Raw genomic sequence first — 19940 nt, forward strand, 5'->3', positions numbered from 1 at the left:
AATGATTATAACTAAAAAATTCAAAGATATAATGAAATTATTATTTGAAGATTGGCAAAATAAAGCTATTGCTATCCTCATAGCCATTATTATATTTATGATATTTTACTTTAATAGTATAGAATCAATTACAATAGAAAAAAAAATCAATATCTTATTAGAAGATGAAATTACACTAGGAAAACCTCCTGACTTTAACAAGGTATTGCTTACAGTCAAAATTAATAGAAAAGATTCAAAATATTTAGATCTTGACCGAATAGCCTTACTAGTTGAAGCTAAGGGTATAAAAGAGGCTGGAGAATATGAACTACCAATAAAGATAAAAAATTTCAATCCCATACCTATTGTTGAATACCATCTTTCAATAAACAAAATTGTAATAAATGTTGATAAAAAATTTTCAAAATTAGTTAGAATTGAACCCAAATTAAAGCTACTTGAAAAAGAAAATAATAAAGAAGAATATTTTGTTGCTAAATATAACATAGTGCCAGAAAAATTGAAAATATATGGCCCTGAAAAAATAATAAAAACCATTAACGCTGTAAAGACTAAAGTAAAAGAATTTGATACCAACACTGTATTTATTTCAGAACAACTTGAAGTACTCTCTCCAGCTCCACTCATAACCCTTGAAAAAAATCATGTAATAGTTAATATAACTCTAAGCAAAAAATACATACAAGCAACAATCAAAAATCCTAATTTAATTTTCAATAACCTAAAAAGTGGATTAGAAATAAAAATGAAGGAAAAAATTCCAGATCCAGAAAATAATATGTTTATTAAAATAAGAAGCGGACTGTCAGAAAAAACAACCAAAATGCATATAGCCAATAATAATATTAATTTCGGTCTTGACTTAAGTCAAATTGAAACTCCTGGAATCTATAGTATTAACACAGATGTAATACTTAAAAATAATACTCATGGTATAGAAGTACATGAATATGAACCCAAAATAATAAAAATAGAGGTAATATCAATCAATCAATCAATAAAATGACTAAATCAATAGGATGTGATATAATAAGAGTTAAAAGGTGTAGTAGTTTTTTACAAAATAGAAAAAAATTAGAAAGATTTTTTACACAAAGGGAAATTGAAAACTTAAAAATGAAAGGAAAAGAAAGTTTAGAAAGTCTGGCTGGTAAGTTTTCAGCAAAAGAATCATTAATAAAGGCTATAAGTCCACTGATAAATAATAAAATAAAATACTCGCTTAAAGATATTGAGGTAATAAAATCATCAAAGGGAAACTCAATATTTCAATTACACAATGATGTTAAAGCCTTTATTAACCAAATGAACCTAAAGTTATATTTAACAATTTCACATGAAAGAGAATATGCTATTGCGTTTGTAATAGTTGAAAATTAATTTATGAAAAAAATATCATACTTTACAAAATATGAAATTGAATGTCCTTTATGCAAACAAAAATTTAAAAAAGAAGAATTATTAACAGGAAGTAGTAGATTAATAGCTGGAGAATTAAAAGTTGATCTAAAGAGAAATTATGTAAAAAATGACAAATATGGAAACATATATCCTAGAATATACTCAGTCATAGTATGTCCTAATTGTTATTTAGCTGCTTTCCCTAATGAGTTTAATGCAATAATATTTGTTAATAACAAAATAAAGAAACTCTTAATAAATGACATTAATAATCGTAAAGCAATAAAATCAATTTTTGAAGATAACTTAAACTTTGATGCACCAAGAAGACTTCAAGAAGGAGCTGCTAGTTATATACTTGCTATGATGTGCTACGACTACTTAGATAAAAATCATAATCCAACACTCAATCAAGCAAAATGCGCAATAAGAACAGCATGGATATTTGAGGATCTAGACAAGGAAAATCCAAACCAAAACTATAACTACTTGCAAAAAATATTTTATTATAAAGCCGCATACCTTTATAAACTAACACTTGAAAAAGAACAAAATAATTCAGAACCAATTAATGCGGCAATCACATTTGGTCCTGACACAGATAAAAATTATGGATATGATAGTGTTTTATACTTATCAAGTCTGTTAGAATATTTTTATGGCAATAAAGAAGATAAGCAATACAGATATAATCAGCTAATTGAAATAAAGACTTTGCTTTCTAAAATAGCTGGAATGGGAAAATCATCAAAAGAAAAACCATCAATACTCTTAGATAAAATTAAAGAAGTCTATTTTAAAATAGCAAATGAAATAAAAACTTTCAAATAAATGAAAAAAATACTTGCAGAAATAGCTTATGATGGTTCGCTATATTACGGATTTCAAATTCAACCAAAAAAACCAACAATTCAAGGAGAAATTGAAAAAGCCTTAGAAAAAATAAGTAAAACAAAAATTAAAGTTCATTCAGCCGGCAGAACGGATAAAGGGGTTCACGCAAAAGGGCAAGTCATATCTTTTTATATAGGAATCAAAATTAAGCCCAAAAATCTAAAGATAGCAATAAATTCTATTTTAAATAACGATATTAAAATAATCAAATTAAAATATGTAACAGATGAATTTCAACCTCGATTTGATGCAAAAAAAAGAAAATATAGTTATTATATACTAAATTATGAAAATCACTATCCTTGGGAAGGCTATCAAGCTTATTATGTAAAGAAAAAATTAAATATCAAAAGACTAAATGAAATGGCTGAAATGTTAATTGGAATACATGATTTTACAACATTTTCATGCATAAAAGACAAAACAACTTCAAAATTAAAGGAAATTTATTTTGCTAGATTTAAGAAGAAAAATAAATTTATAATTTTTGAAATAATAGGCTCATCATTTTTATGGAAAATGATAAGATCAATAGTAGGAACAATAATCGATATAGAAATAAAAAATGAACCTACTGATACCTTTAAAAAAATTTTAAATTTAAAAAATAGAAAATTTACACGAACCACAGCCCCTGCAAAAGCTTTATTTTTAGATAAGATTTTTTATGAATAAAAATCAACTATTACAAAAATTAATACTATTAAGAACACTTAAAAATAACATATCTGGAAATATTTATAGTAAGCAAGAAAAAAATATTGAAATAATTAAAAATACAATAATAAAAACTAAAAATATAAAAACTCTAAAAAAGGTAAAACAAAAAAACATAAAAGAAAATCACAGACCAATAGAATTAATAAGAAATAATACAAATAAAAAAGATCTATTAATAATATATATAGATAAAAAATATCTAAACAAAAATGTAAATATAATAGTAAAAAAATGGTGTGATAGCATTAATATATTTAATTATAAAATAATAGACAACCCCAACACACTAACATTAGAGATTAAAGATAAGCAACCTAAAGCAATTCTTGCCTGTGAAGAAGTAGAACTGTTTCTAAATCAAAAATTAAGAATTCAAGTTGTTAGAGGATTTGAATTGAACTTTAAAGGAATTCCAACAGTATTTACATATCTACCTACAAGTCAAATAACAAATCCAAAACTCAAGGAAGAAATATGGCAAGATCTAAAAATAATAAAAGGTATAATAAAATATGGATAGCAAATTGGAACACAACTTTTACTATTATGAAATTGCCTTTAATATTCCCTTAAATAGACTTTTTTTTTATAGGTATAACTTAAAATTAAAAATAGGCATAAGAGTAATAACAAATTTTAATGGAAAAGACAAAATTGGAATCATAATTAAAAGATATACTAAAGAAGAACTTAAAGAAGATCTTAAGTTTGAAATAAAAAATATACTAAAGGTCATTGATGAGAATGAACTCATAATAGAGCATAACATTAATCTCGCACACTGGATTAGCAAAAAAACATTTTCTGGATTTGGAGAAGCCCTATTTTGCGGGCTACCTAAAGCTTTAAATCTAACAAAAGAGAAAATAAAAAATAAAAATGATGATAAAAATGCAAATTTAAATTCCAAAATACCCATTCAATTAAATGAAGAGCAAAATAAAATTTATCAAGAAATTATTGTATCAAATACACAAAACACATTTTACTTGTTTGGGATCCCTGGTTCTGGAAAAACAGAAATATTTATTAAACTATGCGAAAATTATTTACAACAAAAAAAACAAATAATTTTTCTCATTCCTGAAATTTCTTTAGGCTATCAAATAGTTAAAAGGATAAAAGCAAACTTAGGTACAAATAAAGTTTTTGAATATAACTCAAAAATATCACAATCAAATAAAGTTTTAATATGGAATAAAGTCAAAAACGGAGAAAATTTAATTATAATCGGAATTAAGAGTGCATTAATGTTGCCCTTTAAAAATTTAGGATTAATATTAATGGATGAAGAACATGAACATACATATAAATCTGAAAACACTCCAAGGTTTCATGCAAGACATATAGGATTTTTTTTACAAAGCACATTCAATGCCAAGTTTATAATGGGCAGCGCAACACCATCTCTTGAAGCATATCTTGCAATGGAAAATAATCAAATAAAGAAAATGGCTTTAAAAAACAAATTTTTCAAAAAAACATTTCAAGAACTTAAAATTATAGACATGAAAAAAACACACCAAATAATATCATCAGAATTGCTATATAGTATACAAAAAAGTCTAATTGATAAAAGACAATCATTAATATTCATCAATAAAAGAGGATATTCAAAAACAATTGAATGCAATAGTTGCGGATATGTAATTTGCTGCCCAAACTGCTCTTTTAATTTGACTTATCATAAAAATGAAAACAAACTCATTTGTCACTACTGCACCCATAAAATAAACATAATAAATAATTGTCCTGATTGTAACTCACAAGATATGGCTTATAAAGCATATGGAATTCAATTTATTGAAAGAGAGTTAAAAAAACTTTTGCCAAATGCAAAAATAGCAAGAACGGATTCTGATATTAGTAAAAAAGAAATTATTAACTCAATAAGTGAATTTGAAAATGGAAAATTAGATATATTAATTGGAACACAAATTATTGCAAAAGGCTTTAATTTTAAACAGATAAAAACATTGGGTATCATTAATGCAGATATTGGAATGGGACTTCCCGATTTTAGAAGTAGCGAAAGAATTTTCTCAATTATTTCACAAGTACTAGGAAGAGCTGCAAGATTCCAAAACGATAACACAATTATTATTCAAACAAAAAACACAGATTATTACGCTATAAAATATGCATATGAAGGCAAATATGAGGAATTCTATCAAGAGGAGATAAAAATTCGAAAAGAATTAAATTATCCTCCATTTAAAAAAATTATTAGAATAGTAGTTAGAAGCTATAAAGAAGAAACTGCCAAACATAAATGCCTAGAATTTTTTGAAATATCAAAAGCATTCTTAACTAACGAAATTGAATATATTGGCCCATCACAAGCCCCTATGTTAAAAATATCTAAGTATTATAGGTATAACATCATTTATTTATCAAATTCCTTCAGCCTACTTGAAAAAGTAATACGCAATACAAGAGAAAAAGTCAAATCAACAAGAGACGCCTATATTGAAATAGATTATTATCCAATCTCATTAATTTAATATCTTTGTTAAAAAAAACCTGAACTTTCCTTACCAAGAGTTCTTAAAAAAGATGATAGAACATAAAGGGCTTTATCATTATGTCCTCCTTCTGGAATAATAAGATCTGCATATTCCTTGGTAGGCTCAATAAATCTATAATATCCAGCCCTAGTAGTACTTAAATACTGCTCAATAACAGATTGCAATGTACGCCCTCTCTTAGATATATCTCTCTCAAGCCGTCTAATAAACCTGATATCATTAGGAGTATCAATATATATTTTCAAATCTATCAAGTTACGCACCCGCTCTTCAACAAAAATCATAATACCCTCAACAATAACAACAGGAGTAGGTATTATCTCTAAAGCTTCAGATTTTCTTCTATGTTTAATAAAATCATAAAGTGGCATATTAATCGGCTTATTTTCTTTTAGTTTCTTTAACTGTCTATAAAATAAATTATTATCAAAAGCATCTGGATGATCAAAATTAACATTTAAAAATGCATTATCACAATCATCAACACTCTTATAATAATTATCTTGTGATATAAGAACAAATTCCGGAATAATTTCACTAATTTTATTAACAACTGTAGTCTTACCACTCCCAGATCCACCAGCTATTCCAATAATCTTAACCATTAACCTCTTCTTTAGATTTAGACAATTCAGGCATATTCTTTAATGTTCCTGCAACAAAAACATTTTTAAACCCCAATCCTTTTAAAACCTTCTCAGCTTCAAATGATTTGCTAAAACTTTTACCATAAATTATTATATGATTCTCAGTACTACCTAACTTATCCTTTTTAGCAAACAAACTTTTAAAAGGAATATTAATTGCCCTTGCATAATGAGACTTATTATATTCTTTAGGAGAGCGAATATCTAATATTTTCGCACCATTTTGTATTTTTTCAAGTAAAGCCACGTTAATCTTTTTCATCTTTAAAATAATAAAAAACCAAATATAAAAAAAGAGGAAAAATATTAAACATATAAACTTTACATAACTCACAATCATATCTTTTATAAAAAATAATATCAAAAAAAAAGAAATAATTGCAATAAAATTAAATTGTTTTTTAGTAAAATTAATATAAAATTCAAATGATCATATATTATGCTAAAGAAATGAAGAAAAAAAGAAATAAGCTAACTAGAATAAAACAAAAGATCAAATTTATCATACTAAAAGTATCTAGAAAACAGCTAAAAAATATCTTTAAAAATCCCAAATTAATACTACTAAGCACATTGCAAATAATAACAGGATCATTATTAATGGCAATATCTACAAATATTTTATATATACCACATGAGCTTTTAAGTGGCGGAATTTCTGGCATTGCTCTTATGTTGCACTATCTTTTAAATTTTAACTTGGGACTTACAATGTTCATATTAAATATTCCATTATTCATTATAGGTATCAAGTTCTTAAACATAACATTTGTCATTCAAAGCTGGATAGCAATGGCTTTATATTCTTTAATGGTTAACTATTCACAATTTCTGCAATACAAAGTGCAAATCAATGATATGATACTTGTATCAATTCTTGCAGGCATCATATCAGGTCTTGGCCTTGGCCTAATATTTAAAGCAAAAGGATCTTCAGGAGGTATAGATATAATTTCCATGATAATTAAAGAAAAATATTCAATTAGTATTGGAACCACAAATTTTCTTTGTAATCTTGCAGTATTACTAATTGCAGTAGCCTTTTTTAACATAGAAATTGCTCTTTACACTTTAATTGCTTCATTTGTAACATCTATAATGACAGATAAAACAAGTACAGGATTTGGTAATCAAAAAGCAATGCTTATTGTCTCAGATAGAGGGAAAGAAATATCTTATCTAATTACCAATAAATTAAAACTAGCAGCTACATTAATTGATGGAAAAGGAGCTTGGGCTGGAAATGACAAGACAATAGTTTTCTTAGTTGTTCCCACAATACGCACCTCTAGAATTAGATATATCTCACAAAAAATTGATCCTAATTGTTTTATTGCAGTGCTTAACACAAACGAAATAACTGGTGGTAAAAAAATTATTGAATCAATTACAAATAAACAAGATAGTGAAACTTAAAACTTTTCTAAAAAAATAAGAAAATCACTAATAAGTGAACTTAATTCTTCTTTATCATAAAAAATTGATAAAAAATCAATAAATCTTTGTGGAAAACCTGAGGTAAACTTTTTTAAATATCCCTCTTTAATATTAATTTCAAGTTTGAAAGCATGAAGCATCAAAGATTTTGTTTTCAAAAAGCCTTTATCTAATTTACTATAAACACTATCTCCTAATATTGGATGATTTAAATACTTCATATGCACTCTTAATTGGTGTGTACGCCCCGTTTGAGGACTTAAAACTATTAAAGCATAATTTCCTATGTTAACAAATACTTTGTACTTAGTAAACGCCCTTTTGCCCCTATTTTCATGCACACTAAACTTTTTTCTATCATATCTGTCTCTGTCTATAAAAGTTTCAATAATACCAGAATCAATTTTAAAATTGCCTTTCACAACTGCAATATAAACTTTTTTAACAAATCTTTCTTTAAACTGTTTAGACAAAAAATTTAAAGTCGTCAAATTTTTAGCACAAATCATTATACCAGATGTTTCCTTATCCAACCGATGCACAATTCCAGGTCTAATCTTATCTTCATGAAAATTATCTTTTAAGCCTGAAATATGATGTAAAAGAAAATTTACAACAGTATTCTCAAAATTAGATATACCAGGATGACTTAAAATACCTTGAGGCTTATCAATAACAATAACATCTGTATCCTCATAAAGAATTTTAATGGGCAAATCTAAAGGCATCATATTTTCACTTAAATTTACTTCTTCATTAAATTCTATTAATATTTTATCATTCACAAAGACAGGTTTTGACAACTTGATTGAAACAAAAATACCATTATTATCTTTAAAAGCTCTTAATTCTCTTTTCTTAAGTTGGCTTCTAGTAAAAAAGTTTAAATTCTCAGACAAATAAATATCTAATCTTTGAGCATTTTTGCTTACAACAAATTCTTTACGGTACCTTTTCATCTAACAAAATCTAAATCAAACTATCAATCAAAGCAACTATAAAAGATAGTGCCAATCCAATTGATGTAGATATAGCAAATCTATTAAAATTTCTATCTTTTAAAACCATAACATTATTTGATAAAGGAACAAAAAAATCAAAACAAAACAAACTTATAAAAAAAGCTACAGGAAAAGTACCTACACTGATTGCCGAAAATCTAAATATTTTTTTACCCCAATTAGAACTAATAGTCTTTTCTATATTTAAATCTTTATGTTCCTGAATGTTTTTATAAGGAAAATCATCATCAAATTGAAACCTTATAAAATCTTTATTATTAACAATATTAGCATAACCTTCGCTGAAAGAAATTTCATCTATCAGCGAAAATTTTTGCTCTAAATACAGATATTGCAAATCAAATCCAGAATAAACATGATATAAAGGATATGAATAAATAATCAAAACATTAACAAACAATAGCAAGAATTTAATTATCATTACTACTTTAAAAATTTTTTAATTCTAATTTTAATGTTAAAGGTATCTCATCAACAAGTTCAGGAATACCAAAATACTGAATAGGGCCTGGATAAACATACATATTATTTAATGCCCATTCGTCACGATTTTCTACAAACTCGTTAAAGGGTACTCCACTTAAATCAACAAGAGCTTTTTTAATAACAGGCTTAGAAACACCATATCTCTCTTCCATATTCATCATCATAGTTAAAGGAACTCCACCAGCAATCCATTCAGTAACACTCTTGTTTAAGTTCTTAATACTAGACATATAGCCTGTTAATCCATTTAAAACAAGTATTGCAGCATTATACCCCAAACTATAACAATAATTACTATCAAAATTTGAAGGAGCAACACTTCTACCCTCATAACCAAAAAAATGATCAATAGGAATAAATTTACCACTATACTCACCAAGTTGTCTTAACTCTTCTAATCGAACACTAACCATTTCCATAAATAGTTTCTCAGTAGGAACTCTTGACACATTAAAATTACCATGAGGATCTCTTTCTAATACAGAATGTACAAGTTCGCTCTGAATAAATAAAGGCAACGATATATAAACTTCTCTCATATATCCATTAAGATTAGATATAAAAACCTTTCTTATATCTTCAACTTCTAAACCCCTAAACTCATTTTTACTACTATCAAATATATTACACAACTCAACCATCAAAGATTTAACTTCAGGAATAAATTCAATAACACCTTCAGGAATTACAATAATACCAAAATCATATCCTTTCAAGGAACGCTTTACTACAACAGAAGTTATATCGCTAACAAGTTCTGATAAAGTTTTATTTTTTGCTAAAACTTCCTCAGATATAATGCAAATATTAGGATGTGTCTTTAAAGCACACTCAAGAGCAACATGAGATGCACTCCTGCCCATAAGCTTAACAAAATGCCAATATTTTTTAGTTGATATAGCATCACGACATAAATTACCTATTAATTCAGCATAAGTTTTAGTTGCAGAATCAAATCCAAATGAAATCTGAATATGCTCATTTTTTAAATCAGCATCAATTGTTTTTGGAACACCAATAACTTGAATATCATGTTGTTTTTTCTTAAAAAACTCTGCTAACAAAGCTGCATTAGTATTTGAATCATCCCCACCAATAACAATAATAGCATTAAGATTGTTTTTAAGTGCAACTGACAAAGCCTGCTCATACTGAGCGTCGGTCTCCATTTTAGTTCTACCAGAAGATACAATATCAAAACCTCCCGTATTTTTATATGCATCTATTAAATCTTGAGTAATTTCAATTTTCCTATCCTCTAATAATCCTGAAGGTCCACCTTTAAAGCCAAATATTTTTGAATTTGAGTTAGACCTTTTTATAGCATCAAAAATACCAGCAACAACATTATGTCCTCCAGGAGCTGGACCACCTGAGAGAATGATTCCCACATTTAAAACCTTTGTATAATCCACATTTGAAGGACCTTGAATAAAATTCACAACTGGAATTCCATAAATATTTTTAAAAATATGTCCTAAAGCATCTCTATCCTGAAGAGCTTCTGTTTTTTCTCCGAAAACAACATTAATATTTTGAAAATCAGTCTCCAAAATTTTAGGCAATTTTGGAATATATTTATATCTCTCTTTTTGAAAAATTGAGGTCATATACCTTCTCCTTTCACTATTGATCTAAATTATTATTACTAAGTTAAATATTAAAATAATTAATCACCAATATCTATATATGATTTAAAAATAAAGTAGCATCACCATAAGAAAAAAATTTATAATTCATTTTTATAGCTTCTTTGTAAGCATTAAACACAAAATCTTTGCCACCAAATGAAGAAACTAACATTAAAAGCGTTGATTCTGGTGTATGAAAATTTGTAAAAAGCATATCAACAAATTGAAATTCATATCCTTTACCTGGATAAATAAAAAGATTGGTCTTTTGTTCACCTCGCATAAATCCTTTTTGCTTGTAATAAGAAGACTCTAATGCTCTAAGAGTAGTTGTTCCAACAGCCAAAATTTTTTTACCTAAAGCTTTTGCCTGCTCAAGTTTAAAAGCTACAGAATCTTTGATTGAAAAAGTCTCAAAATGCATTTTATGCTCCTCTATTATCTTTGTTCTTACAGGAAGAAAGGTACCAAGACCAACATGAAGGGTAATAAAATAGTATTCAATATTATTTTCATCCAAACTAAAAAAAAACTCCTTACTAAAATGCAAGCCTGCTGTAGCTGATGCTGATGAACCCACACTTTTTGAATAAATCGTCTGATAACGCTCCTCATCTTCTTTATCATAATTTCTCTTAATATAAGGTGGCAAAGGAATAAGTCCATAATTTTCAAAATAAGATTCATCTACACATCTATTAAACTTAAGTATAAATTCATCACCTGATCTTGAAATTATTTGACCTAATAAACCTTGAGGAAACTTATACACTTTATCAATATTTTGTCTTTTAGCCTTAGAAATTAAAGATGTAAACATATCGTCTGATAACCTGTCTAAAATCAAAAACTCAACACTACTCCCATGCTCTGTGATAGCATAAATTCTTGATTTTCTAACCCTTGAATCATTAAATACTAAACAAACATTGCTATTAATGTATTTAAAAATATCGATTATTGAAGAATTATGATAAATCCTTTGATTACAAGGGTCTAGAACCATTAATCTTGACAAGCCCCTCTTTTTACTAGGATACTGTGCTATTAAATTATATGGCAATTCAAAATAAAACTCTTTGGTATTCATTTTCTTCACTATTTAAGTTATTATTCTTATCCAAATTCAAATGAAGATACGCTAAATCAGTAGCTCTGCGTCCTCTACTAGTCCTCTCAATTAATCCCTTTAAAATCAAATAAGGTTCATAAAAATCTTCAAGTGAATCTGCCGTTTCACCAACAGAAATTGCTAAAGTTTCAACACCAACAGGTCCACCTTTAAACTTCAAGATTAAATTCCTTAAAATATTTCTATCTTGATCATCAAGACCTTCATGATCAATTTTTAACATTTTAAGTCCAAAATTTACAATACTCTCTGTAATAAAATTATAACCACCAACTTGAGCAAAATCTCTCATTCGTCTTAAGAGTCTATTTGCAATACGAGGAGTGCCTCTTGAACTTTTTGCCAGAAGCCAAGCGGCCTTATCCTCTAAATTAACATTTAAAATAACCGAATTTCTTTTGATTATTCTTACAAGTTCATCTTCATTATAAAGCTCAAATCTCAACACAATACCAAATCTAGCATAAAGTGGTGCGGCAACTTTCCCAGGTTTTGTAGTAGCACCAATTAAAGTAAATTGAGGAATTGGAATTCTTACAGTCCTTGCAGAAGGACCTTGGCCAATTATCCAATCTATCTTATAATCTTCCATTGCAATATAAAGCATCTCTTCTACAACAGGTTTAAGTCTATGCAATTCATCAATAAAGAGAATACTTTTATCATCAAGAGTTGTTAAAATACCAACAATATCCTTCGGTTTATCAAGAGCTGGAGCTGAAGTAACCTTAATTGTAGCATTCATTTCAAAAGCAACTATACTAGCAAGAGTAGTTTTCCCAAGACCTGGAGGTCCACTTAAAAACATATGATCAAGTGCTTCATTTCTATCCTTAGATGCTCTTATAAAAATATTTAAGTTTTCCTTAATATGAGATTGTCCAACAAACTCTCCAAGGGATTTAGGTCTAAGTTCATTTTCATTAGTATCATACAAAAAATCTTTATCAGAACTTAAAAAATTAGTTCCCTCTTTCAAATCTATCTAATCTCCTCATATTCTATTAAACAGTCTAGATCTTAAATTGAACCTGCAAGCCTTTTTAAAATTTCTCTAAATAAAAATTGTTCTTGTTCACTCTCACCCAACATCAAAAATTCATCAGTAACCAAAATTTCTTTTATCTTAGATATAACTAACTTTCTATCAAAACCCATATTAACAATTGACTGTTCAAGATCTTTAAATCTTATATCTAAATCTAACTCATCAGATTTCACAAATTTTCCTTTAAGTTTTAAAAATATTTTGCCTGCTATTTTATTTCCAATTCCTTTGACTTTAGAAATAAGCCTAATATCCTCCTTTTCAATAGCATTCCTAAATTCGCTATATTTTATTCCAGACAATATCCTTAAAGCGGCTCTTGGTCCTATTCCATCAACACTAATAAGATTCTCGAAAACCTCTCTCTCTAATAAATTCAAAAAACCAAAAAGCTTAATTTCATTTTCTCGTAAATAAATATAAGTTAACATTTCAACATTTTCTAGCAGGTCCAATTTTTTCATACAAAAAGAACTAATGAAAACCTCAAATTCAAAGGGAAGCACTACTATAACAACACTAGATTCCCTTTTTTCTACAATTTTACCATAAATTTTATTGATCATAAAACTAAATTATAATACATAAAACTTTAGTTTTATGTTACTTTTACGCATTAACAACGATAAAATACTTTATATTATTTAAGTTTCTTTCTTTATGACGAAAATTTGACAACAAAATCTATATTCATAACCTAAGCTCTATGATTACCATGACAAATTGCAAGAGCCAGTGCATCACTACTATGCTCACTAGTAAAAACAAAATTAGAATTCATTCCAAGTAAAATACGAATAACATATTTCACTTGTAACTTTTTTATTCTGCCAAATCCAGAAATCGAATTTTTAACTTGTATTGGAGTATACTCATAAAAATCTATATTTTGTAAAGCAAGGGTTAAAATAATCGCACCTCGAGATTCAGCCACACTTATTGCAGTTTTTTTATTTTTAGAAAAATAAATACCCTCAATACTTGCAACATTAGGCTTGAACTTATCAATAATTAGAACAAGATTATCATGAATGATGTTCAGTCTATCTTTTAAAGAAACACGAGGATCAGTTATAATAGTTCCATCTTGAACATATATATACCGACTACCCTCTTGATCTAAAACGCCCCATCCAACATTTGCAAGACCAGGATCAATACCTAATATTCTCATGAGCAAACTTTATAAAATCAAATAACACAATTAATCAATCTCATCAGTAATTTCCAAATTATGTACAACTTCCTGAATATCATCAAAATCTTCTAATTTTTCAATAAGAACAATTATTTTATTCATTTGCTCTTTATTTAAAGAAATTTTATTCTCAGGAATAAGAGCAATTTCTGAAATGTCTTCTTCAAATTTTGTTTTTAAAACAGATAGAACAGATTCAAAATTTTCAACACTTGTTATTACTTCTATTTGAGAACCTTCACTATAAACATCTTCTGCCCCCGCCTCTAATGCAAGTTCCATTATTATATCTTCAGAATATTTATCTAAACTATAAGAAATTAATCCTTTTTTGTGAAACATATAAGATACAGACCCTGGAGCGCCAAGAGAACCGCCACTTTTTGAAAGAACACTCCTTACATCACTTGCTGTTCTATTTTTATTATCAGTTAAACAGTTAATTATTAAGGCTACACCATGGGGTGCATAAGCCTCATAAGTAAGCTCAAAATATTCAGCTCCTGTATTATCTCCAATACCCTTTTTTATTGCTTTATCAATATTATCTTTAGGCATATTAGCAATTCTTGCTTTATTAATAGCAAGTCGCAATCTAGCATTAGAGTCAATCTCTCCCCCACCCATCTTAGCCGCAACACTTATTTCACGAATTAACTTAGTAAAAATTTTATTTTTCTTAGCATCAAGAGCACCTTTCTTTCTCTTTATAGTTGACCATTTACTATGACCAGACATGTTAAACCTCCACCAATTTTTCTAACTTTTCTAAAACATCAAATTTACAATGACTAATTAAATGTGCTTTAATCGTATTAAACATTAACATAAGAACTGTAACAGGACCAATTCCACCTATTACAGGAGTAATAAACTTAACATTATCCTTAACTGATTCAAAATCAACATCTCCTACAATAGTAGTATTCCCATCAATTTCTACCCTGGAAATACCAATATCAATAACACATTGATTCCCCACAATCATACTAGCGTCTATTAATTTAGGTTTTCCAACAGCAGAAATAATAATATCTGCTTGTTTAATATAAGAACCTAAATTAATACTTCGACTATGACAAGTAATTACAGTTGCATCATAAGGCTTACAAGAAAGCAAAATAGAAATAGGTCTTCCAACAAGAGAACTTCTACCAACCACAACAACAGTCTTCCCAGATATTTCTATACCTTGATCAAATAAAACTTTTAAAACAGCAAGAGCTGTACAAGGAATAAACCCTCTTTTATCACCTAAAATCAACTTACCCAAATTAATAGCAGAAAGCCCATCTACATCTTTGAAATCTAATATACTATTTAAAACTAGATTTAAATTTATCGAACCACAAATAGGCAACTGAACAATGATACCATCAGTAGATTCATTTAAATTTTCATATTCAATAGATTGTAAAATATCATTTTGCCCTGAATTCTTAGCTAATCTAATAACATTTAAATTAATACCAATCTCTTTTGATACTCTTTCCTTAACAGAAACATAAAGTTTACTTGCAGGATTATCATTTGCTAAAATGACTTTTAAAGAAATTTTATCCACTAAATCATGATAGATTAAAAAATCCTTTAATAATAAATAATACTGATTTGCAAACGATTTACCATCAAAAATATTACCCAAATAAAAATTTCCTCATAACCAAAATTTAGATAAAAAGATTATGTATTATACTACAATTGTAGTGTAAACATAAAGAATATAAATTAACACAAAAATTAATTGTAATAAAACCTATTTTTAAATATAATAACTTTATAATAATTTTCAAATGACAAAGTTTTTTAAATATGGAGAATAATGATAAAAAATCTTTTAATAGGAGCCATTTTCCCTCTCTTACTATTATTAACCAACGTAAAAAAAATTGAAGCATATTCAATCGATAAAAAAGGCAATTCTATTATGAGCGCAGATTTAAGTTTAGGTATTCCACTCTTTTATAATGATCTATCAAAAACCTTTTCATCAAATCTATATCCTGGAGGCATTGGAGCACTTAAATACCAATATTACATCTTAAGTAACTTAGCTATAGGTCTTGAGCTTAGATACTTATTTAATTTTGATATTAATCATTCATTTAGCTTATTAAATCCTGAATCTAGTATAGGAAAAACACTAAGTACAGTACCCATAACATTCCTAATAAGCTATGTCTTTAACATAAGCGATCTTTTTCAAATACCTATATTTTCAAATATAGGATTTTCTTTAAGCTCTTATGGAGACAAAAGTGATAATATCTCAAATTTAAGAACTTTTGATACAATGCCCGTAATATCTATTGGTTCTGGGATTTTTTGGAACTTTAATCATAAATGGGCTTTAGGAATGACAACTGCATGGTGGACAATATTTGAATTTGGAAATTCAGCTAAAATGGGACATTTTTTAATAATATCACTATCAGTAATAGTGAATATAAGTAAATTGTAGGTTGTTATTATGAACAAAAAAAATTTGAAAAAATTTATATTTCTTATGATAATAATATTAACATTTTTCATTCTCTCATGTTCAAGTGAATCTATCTTTTCACAACTAAGCAAATTACAAAAAATAAATAACAAGAATAATACACTAGACAGTGCAAGTCCAAGTGGTATATCCCTAGTAAATGATACTCTTTATATTGCAGCAATGCACTTATTTAAAAAAGAAAACGGAAAAGTTGAAAAGGTCAATTTTAATAATTCTTATGAATTTGTACTTGATTTAGTAAATGTCTCAGGAACAACTTATTTATTAGTTCAAAACAAAAATGGACAACTAGAACTATACACCCTTCAAAACAATAACTGGATACTTAAACTGAAAAAGGATGATTTAATTGCAATTAAATTTTTAAAATCTATAACTACAAGTGGTATTTCTTCAGCTTATATCTTAGCATTAGAAGAAACTGGAAAACAAATAATTTTAGATTTAAATGGAAATAATCAGACGCCAAGCGGCACAACCAATAATGATAAATTTTATCAACTCTCAAACGATAACAATATGTCAATTACAGGTAGTTTTTCAAAAATTTGGGAACTACAGGGAGGAAGAAAAGTTATAAATGTTAACTCAACAAATGCAATAATGGCAATAATAGAAACAAATATTCGGGGATTTAAGGAAACCTTAGTAATCACTGGAAAAGAATATGATAATACATCAGATAATCAATTCAAAATATACTCAAGCACAAATCATTATCAATCTCCAATATTTAATTATGAAGGAATTGGAGAATTTACTTCATATTTTGCAAGAGAAGTTAATGGAGTGATACTTATTGGAAGTAATAGTGGATTTGTAGAACTTGTTAAAGATAAAAACACATTTACTTTGCAACCACCTTCACAATCTGTACTATCAGGCTCTTATAATGGTTCACAATTAAGCAAAACAAAACTTAATGATATTATACCCATATCAAATAACATAATTTACATACTAACCCAAGGTAAAGGATTATGGAAAGTTGAAAACAAAAAGTTAACTAAAGAATAGACGATGAAAACTCATTGTAAAATTTGAGTATTTAAATTTAGCAGAGCTTTCATTAAAATATTTTTTAACTTTAATGCCTAAGTTAATATTTAACTTAGACCTAAAATATAAGTAATTTATGTTATTTTTATCAAAAATTTGACCCTCATCATTAATTACTCTAATTTGAAAATTCAATAATTTCTTAACAAGTAATATATCTCTGGTAACCACTATACTATTCTCATCAACTAATTCTAAAATAAAAGAATCAACATTATTGACAACTTTAACAATAGTATTGTTTGATATCTCTAAATTTAAATACCGATTTGCAACTAAAATAAGCCCTACTTCTCTAATTAATACAAAATTTTGTAAAAATTTTATTACCCGAAAATTACAAGAATCAGCATCAACAAAAATTTTATTTAACAATTTTATTATCCACTATCTTTAACATTAATAAAGACAAAATATGAGACTTTTTAACAGGTCCAAAAACTCTAGAATCATTTAAAATTTTTAAGTTTTCATTTAATAAAAAAAATTCATTTTTCTTTAAAACAAAACACTTAATAATTTCATTGAAGCTAAAAAAATTATTTAATTCATAACCACTCATAAGCTTACCATTTAAATAATACAAATTATTATCTCTTTTATAAATCAAAACGTCAAAACCCTTAACATAAACTATGTCTCCATGAGTAGCCACTATCTTTGCAATTTTATAACTTTTTTTATTAAAAAATTTATTTAAAAGAAATAAATCTCTGAAAAAATCTAGAATAAAATTTTTTTTTAAATTTAAATCTTCATAAAGCACAATATCATTTATTTTTAAAGGTTTAAAAAAAGTTCTCATATATTTTGAAACAAAAATCAAACTGTTATTTTTTGTTATTAAAGGCGACATCTCATCACCTTGAAAAGTAAAAATCTGTAAAACAAATTTTGTAAAAAAATAATTTAATATTAAAAATAATAAAATAAAACTTAAAAAATCCTGTCTCCTCTTTTTCTGTAAGAGTCTTTGCTCAAAAGTTAAATATGATGACATATGCTACTAAATCAAACCTATTCTAGAAAGAGGAAAATATATAAAAATAGCTCTGCCAAGAATCTTATCTTTATCTATGACTCCAAAAAATCTACCATCATAAGAATTATCTCTATTATCTCCAATAGGCAATATATATCCATAAGGCACATATATACCATAATCTTTAGTTATAGCCTTTTCCATATAATAATCAACATATGGCATGAAAGCTACCAAATAGCGATACTCCAACCTTTCAACTTCAAATCTATCAAGTTCTTTAACATTAAAAAATGAAAAATCAGACATATTTTCTACATTAATGCTTAATTGATTTAGCGCAATAAACATAGCAAGATTATCATAAACTTTATAATCTAAATCTTGTATAGATTTCTTAATACTAAAAGTATATCCTAAGGAAGTTTTATAAAAATCTTCTTCTATAAAATTTTCTTCTCCTTCTTTTTTAACAAATACTTTCCCCTCTCGAAACCTTACAAGCTGACCATCTGAAAATAATGCTCTTTTAACAAGGAATCTAACACTAGGATTCCCATTCTCATCTTTATCAAGATCAATAAAACTAAAAGTTAACATGTAAAGTAATCTATGTAAAATATCAAAAAAAAGTCCTTTTGATTTATATTCTATATTTTCAAAAATAACAATATCTGTCTCATTTGGCTCTTGTAATCCATTAACTTTTAACACTCCCGGCAAAAGTTCAGGTCCATAAGAAAATTTGTCCACAAATAATAAATCTCCAACTTGAAGAGTATTTTCCATAGAACCAGATGGAATTCTATATGCTTGTAAAAAATATTGATTTATTCCCAAAACAAAAATCGCCGCACCTAAAAGTTCAAATAAAAAGTTAATAATAAAGCCACGCTTTTTAGCTTTCAATTTATAAAAATATTTTTTTCTCTTTCTATAAGTTAAATATCGCTCAACAATTCTCACCAAAAAGTTAGCAAAACTATCTAATTTTTCTAAATACATAAACTTATCCTCATTCTCAAAATCAAATTATATCCAAAATCAAAAATTATTAATATCCTTATAATCACAAAGCCTTATAAAAAAGAACAATATCTAAAATCAAGGCATATAAGCAAGGATATATAGAATGCACAAGCTAATATTGTAATTTTATAAAAAAATAAAAATAAAATAATGCCACACTTGTATTTTGTAATTAATAAAAATTAATTACAATAGAAAATAAGCACATTCCAATTAA

The 19940-nt window shown here is 27.0% G+C and carries 23 protein-coding genes; 9 read left to right on the plus strand and 14 right to left on the minus strand.

Annotated elements, in window-relative coordinates:
• Position 1: 1 nt before the first annotated feature.
• Genes K5563_RS00075 through priA form a run of 6 tightly spaced genes read left to right on the plus strand, consistent with a single transcriptional unit; the run spans position 2 to position 5522 of the window.
• Complete coding sequence (locus tag K5563_RS00075; RefSeq protein ID WP_221036988.1) at positions 2-1009, plus strand: YbbR-like domain-containing protein; 1008 nt, start codon at positions 2-4, stop codon at positions 1007-1009.
• A complete protein-coding gene (gene acpS, locus K5563_RS00080; protein ID WP_221036989.1) occupies positions 1006-1383 on the plus strand; it encodes a holo-ACP synthase in 378 nt (125 codons plus the stop codon). Before K5563_RS00075 ends, acpS begins: the two co-directional genes overlap by 4 nt.
• Positions 1384-1386: 3 nt before the next feature.
• A complete protein-coding gene (locus K5563_RS00085; RefSeq protein ID WP_221036990.1) occupies positions 1387-2235 on the plus strand; it encodes a DUF2225 domain-containing protein in 849 nt (282 codons plus the stop codon).
• Positions 2236-2973: a tRNA pseudouridine(38-40) synthase TruA gene (truA, locus tag K5563_RS00090; RefSeq protein WP_221036991.1), complete on the plus strand. Its 738-nt coding sequence runs from the start codon at positions 2236-2238 to the stop codon at positions 2971-2973.
• The gene (locus tag K5563_RS00095; RefSeq protein ID WP_221036992.1) at positions 2966-3538 is read left to right on the plus strand and encodes a hypothetical protein; all 573 of its coding nucleotides are present in this window, start codon (positions 2966-2968) and stop codon (positions 3536-3538) included. Before truA ends, K5563_RS00095 begins: the two co-directional genes overlap by 8 nt.
• Positions 3531-5522, plus strand: coding sequence for a primosomal protein N' (gene priA, locus K5563_RS00100; RefSeq protein WP_221036993.1), 1992 nt, complete (start codon positions 3531-3533; stop codon positions 5520-5522). Before K5563_RS00095 ends, priA begins: the two co-directional genes overlap by 8 nt.
• 8 nt (positions 5523-5530) lie before the next feature.
• Here the strand turns inward: priA and udk are convergent, their stop codons facing one another.
• Entirely contained in the window at positions 5531-6151 is a 621-nt protein-coding gene (gene udk / locus K5563_RS00105) for a uridine kinase (RefSeq protein WP_221036994.1), read from the minus strand.
• Positions 6144-6527 (minus strand): rhodanese-like domain-containing protein, encoded by a 384-nt coding sequence (locus K5563_RS00110; protein ID WP_255571057.1) that lies wholly within the window; start codon positions 6525-6527, stop codon positions 6144-6146. Before K5563_RS00110 ends, udk begins: the two co-directional genes overlap by 8 nt.
• 116 nt (positions 6528-6643) lie before the next feature.
• On the opposite strand from K5563_RS00110, the gene K5563_RS00115 reads away from it, so the two are divergent.
• A complete protein-coding gene (locus tag K5563_RS00115) occupies positions 6644-7609 on the plus strand; it encodes a YitT family protein (protein ID WP_221037726.1) in 966 nt (321 codons plus the stop codon).
• Here the strand turns inward: K5563_RS00115 and K5563_RS00120 are convergent.
• The 9 genes from K5563_RS00120 to K5563_RS00160 all read right to left on the minus strand — a co-directional run bounded on the left by K5563_RS00120 (position 7606) and on the right by K5563_RS00160 (position 15792).
• Positions 7606-8589 (minus strand): RluA family pseudouridine synthase, encoded by a 984-nt coding sequence (locus K5563_RS00120; protein ID WP_221036996.1) that lies wholly within the window; start codon positions 8587-8589, stop codon positions 7606-7608. The genes K5563_RS00115 and K5563_RS00120 overlap by 4 nt on opposite strands.
• A 10-nt stretch (positions 8590-8599) precedes the next feature.
• Complete coding sequence (locus K5563_RS00125) at positions 8600-9073, minus strand: hypothetical protein (protein WP_221036997.1); 474 nt, start codon at positions 9071-9073, stop codon at positions 8600-8602.
• 7 nt (positions 9074-9080) lie between these two features.
• On the minus strand, positions 9081-10748 hold the full coding sequence (locus K5563_RS00130; RefSeq protein ID WP_221036998.1) for a diphosphate--fructose-6-phosphate 1-phosphotransferase: 1668 nt from the start codon (positions 10746-10748) through the stop codon (positions 9081-9083).
• Between the two features lie 73 nt (positions 10749-10821).
• Positions 10822-11859 (minus strand): tRNA preQ1(34) S-adenosylmethionine ribosyltransferase-isomerase QueA, encoded by a 1038-nt coding sequence (queA, locus tag K5563_RS00135; RefSeq protein ID WP_221036999.1) that lies wholly within the window; start codon positions 11857-11859, stop codon positions 10822-10824.
• A complete protein-coding gene (gene ruvB / locus K5563_RS00140) occupies positions 11834-12880 on the minus strand; it encodes a Holliday junction branch migration DNA helicase RuvB (protein ID WP_255571058.1) in 1047 nt (348 codons plus the stop codon). Before ruvB ends, queA begins: the two co-directional genes overlap by 26 nt.
• Positions 12881-12921: 41 nt before the next feature.
• On the minus strand, positions 12922-13515 hold the full coding sequence (gene ruvA / locus K5563_RS00145) for a Holliday junction branch migration protein RuvA (RefSeq protein WP_221037000.1): 594 nt from the start codon (positions 13513-13515) through the stop codon (positions 12922-12924).
• Positions 13516-13646: 131 nt separating this feature from the next.
• On the minus strand, positions 13647-14123 hold the full coding sequence (gene ruvC / locus K5563_RS00150; RefSeq protein ID WP_221037001.1) for a crossover junction endodeoxyribonuclease RuvC: 477 nt from the start codon (positions 14121-14123) through the stop codon (positions 13647-13649).
• A gap of 30 nt (positions 14124-14153) precedes the next feature.
• Positions 14154-14885 carry a YebC/PmpR family DNA-binding transcriptional regulator gene (locus K5563_RS00155; RefSeq protein ID WP_221037002.1) on the minus strand — a complete coding sequence of 244 codons (732 nt, stop codon included), beginning with the start codon at positions 14883-14885 and terminating at the stop codon, positions 14154-14156.
• A gap of 1 nt (position 14886) precedes the next feature.
• The gene (locus K5563_RS00160) at positions 14887-15792 is read right to left on the minus strand and encodes a bifunctional 5,10-methylenetetrahydrofolate dehydrogenase/5,10-methenyltetrahydrofolate cyclohydrolase (protein ID WP_221037003.1); all 906 of its coding nucleotides are present in this window, start codon (positions 15790-15792) and stop codon (positions 14887-14889) included.
• A 177-nt stretch (positions 15793-15969) separates the two neighbouring features.
• Here K5563_RS00160 and K5563_RS00165 point away from each other — a divergent pair, with 177 nt between their 5' ends.
• The gene (locus tag K5563_RS00165; protein ID WP_221037004.1) at positions 15970-16608 is read left to right on the plus strand and encodes a hypothetical protein; all 639 of its coding nucleotides are present in this window, start codon (positions 15970-15972) and stop codon (positions 16606-16608) included.
• 9 nt (positions 16609-16617) lie between these two features.
• Positions 16618-17670: a hypothetical protein gene (locus tag K5563_RS00170; protein ID WP_221037005.1), complete on the plus strand. Its 1053-nt coding sequence runs from the start codon at positions 16618-16620 to the stop codon at positions 17668-17670.
• Here the strand turns inward: K5563_RS00170 and K5563_RS00175 are convergent.
• Genes K5563_RS00175 through lepB (K5563_RS00185) form a run of 3 tightly spaced genes read right to left on the minus strand, consistent with a single transcriptional unit; the run spans position 17656 to position 19699 of the window.
• Complete coding sequence (locus K5563_RS00175) at positions 17656-18087, minus strand: DUF188 domain-containing protein (RefSeq protein ID WP_221037006.1); 432 nt, start codon at positions 18085-18087, stop codon at positions 17656-17658. The two genes, K5563_RS00170 and K5563_RS00175, sit on opposite strands and share 15 nt — an antisense overlap.
• Positions 18077-18712, minus strand: coding sequence for a signal peptidase I (gene lepB / locus K5563_RS00180; RefSeq protein ID WP_221037007.1), 636 nt, complete (start codon positions 18710-18712; stop codon positions 18077-18079). The genes K5563_RS00175 and lepB (K5563_RS00180) overlap by 11 nt, the downstream gene beginning before the upstream one ends.
• A 6-nt stretch (positions 18713-18718) precedes the next feature.
• Positions 18719-19699 (minus strand): signal peptidase I, encoded by a 981-nt coding sequence (gene lepB / locus K5563_RS00185; RefSeq protein ID WP_221037008.1) that lies wholly within the window; start codon positions 19697-19699, stop codon positions 18719-18721.
• Positions 19700-19940: the final 241 nt, after the last annotated feature.

The sequence above is a fragment of the Borrelia sp. HM genome (genome assembly GCF_019669085.1).
GTDB lineage: Bacteria > Spirochaetota > Spirochaetia > Borreliales > Borreliaceae > Borrelia.

Coding starts and splice junctions, on each gene's coding strand:
- truA (WP_221036991.1), top strand. CDS start 2,236: ATGAAAAAAATACTTGCAGAAATAGCTTATGATGGTTCGCTATATTAC.
- K5563_RS00155 (WP_221037002.1), bottom strand. CDS start 14,885: ATGTCTGGTCATAGTAAATGGTCAACTATAAAGAGAAAGAAAGGTGCT.
- acpS (WP_221036989.1), top strand. CDS start 1,006: ATGACTAAATCAATAGGATGTGATATAATAAGAGTTAAAAGGTGTAGT.
- lepB (WP_221037007.1), bottom strand. CDS start 18,712: ATGTCATCATATTTAACTTTTGAGCAAAGACTCTTACAGAAAAAGAGG.
- udk (WP_221036994.1), bottom strand. CDS start 6,151: ATGGTTAAGATTATTGGAATAGCTGGTGGATCTGGGAGTGGTAAGACT.
- K5563_RS00125 (WP_221036997.1), bottom strand. CDS start 9,073: ATGATAATTAAATTCTTGCTATTGTTTGTTAATGTTTTGATTATTTAT.
- K5563_RS00115 (WP_221037726.1), top strand. CDS start 6,644: ATGAAGAAAAAAAGAAATAAGCTAACTAGAATAAAACAAAAGATCAAA.
- K5563_RS00085 (WP_221036990.1), top strand. CDS start 1,387: ATGAAAAAAATATCATACTTTACAAAATATGAAATTGAATGTCCTTTA.
- ruvC (WP_221037001.1), bottom strand. CDS start 14,123: ATGAGAATATTAGGTATTGATCCTGGTCTTGCAAATGTTGGATGGGGC.
- K5563_RS00165 (WP_221037004.1), top strand. CDS start 15,970: ATGATAAAAAATCTTTTAATAGGAGCCATTTTCCCTCTCTTACTATTA.
- ruvA (WP_221037000.1), bottom strand. CDS start 13,515: ATGATCAATAAAATTTATGGTAAAATTGTAGAAAAAAGGGAATCTAGT.
- K5563_RS00075 (WP_221036988.1), top strand. CDS start 2: ATGATTATAACTAAAAAATTCAAAGATATAATGAAATTATTATTTGAA.
- K5563_RS00120 (WP_221036996.1), bottom strand. CDS start 8,589: ATGAAAAGGTACCGTAAAGAATTTGTTGTAAGCAAAAATGCTCAAAGA.
- K5563_RS00095 (WP_221036992.1), top strand. CDS start 2,966: ATGAATAAAAATCAACTATTACAAAAATTAATACTATTAAGAACACTT.
- lepB (WP_221037008.1), bottom strand. CDS start 19,699: ATGTATTTAGAAAAATTAGATAGTTTTGCTAACTTTTTGGTGAGAATT.
- priA (WP_221036993.1), top strand. CDS start 3,531: ATGGATAGCAAATTGGAACACAACTTTTACTATTATGAAATTGCCTTT.
- queA (WP_221036999.1), bottom strand. CDS start 11,859: ATGAATACCAAAGAGTTTTATTTTGAATTGCCATATAATTTAATAGCA.
- K5563_RS00170 (WP_221037005.1), top strand. CDS start 16,618: ATGAACAAAAAAAATTTGAAAAAATTTATATTTCTTATGATAATAATA.
- K5563_RS00130 (WP_221036998.1), bottom strand. CDS start 10,748: ATGACCTCAATTTTTCAAAAAGAGAGATATAAATATATTCCAAAATTG.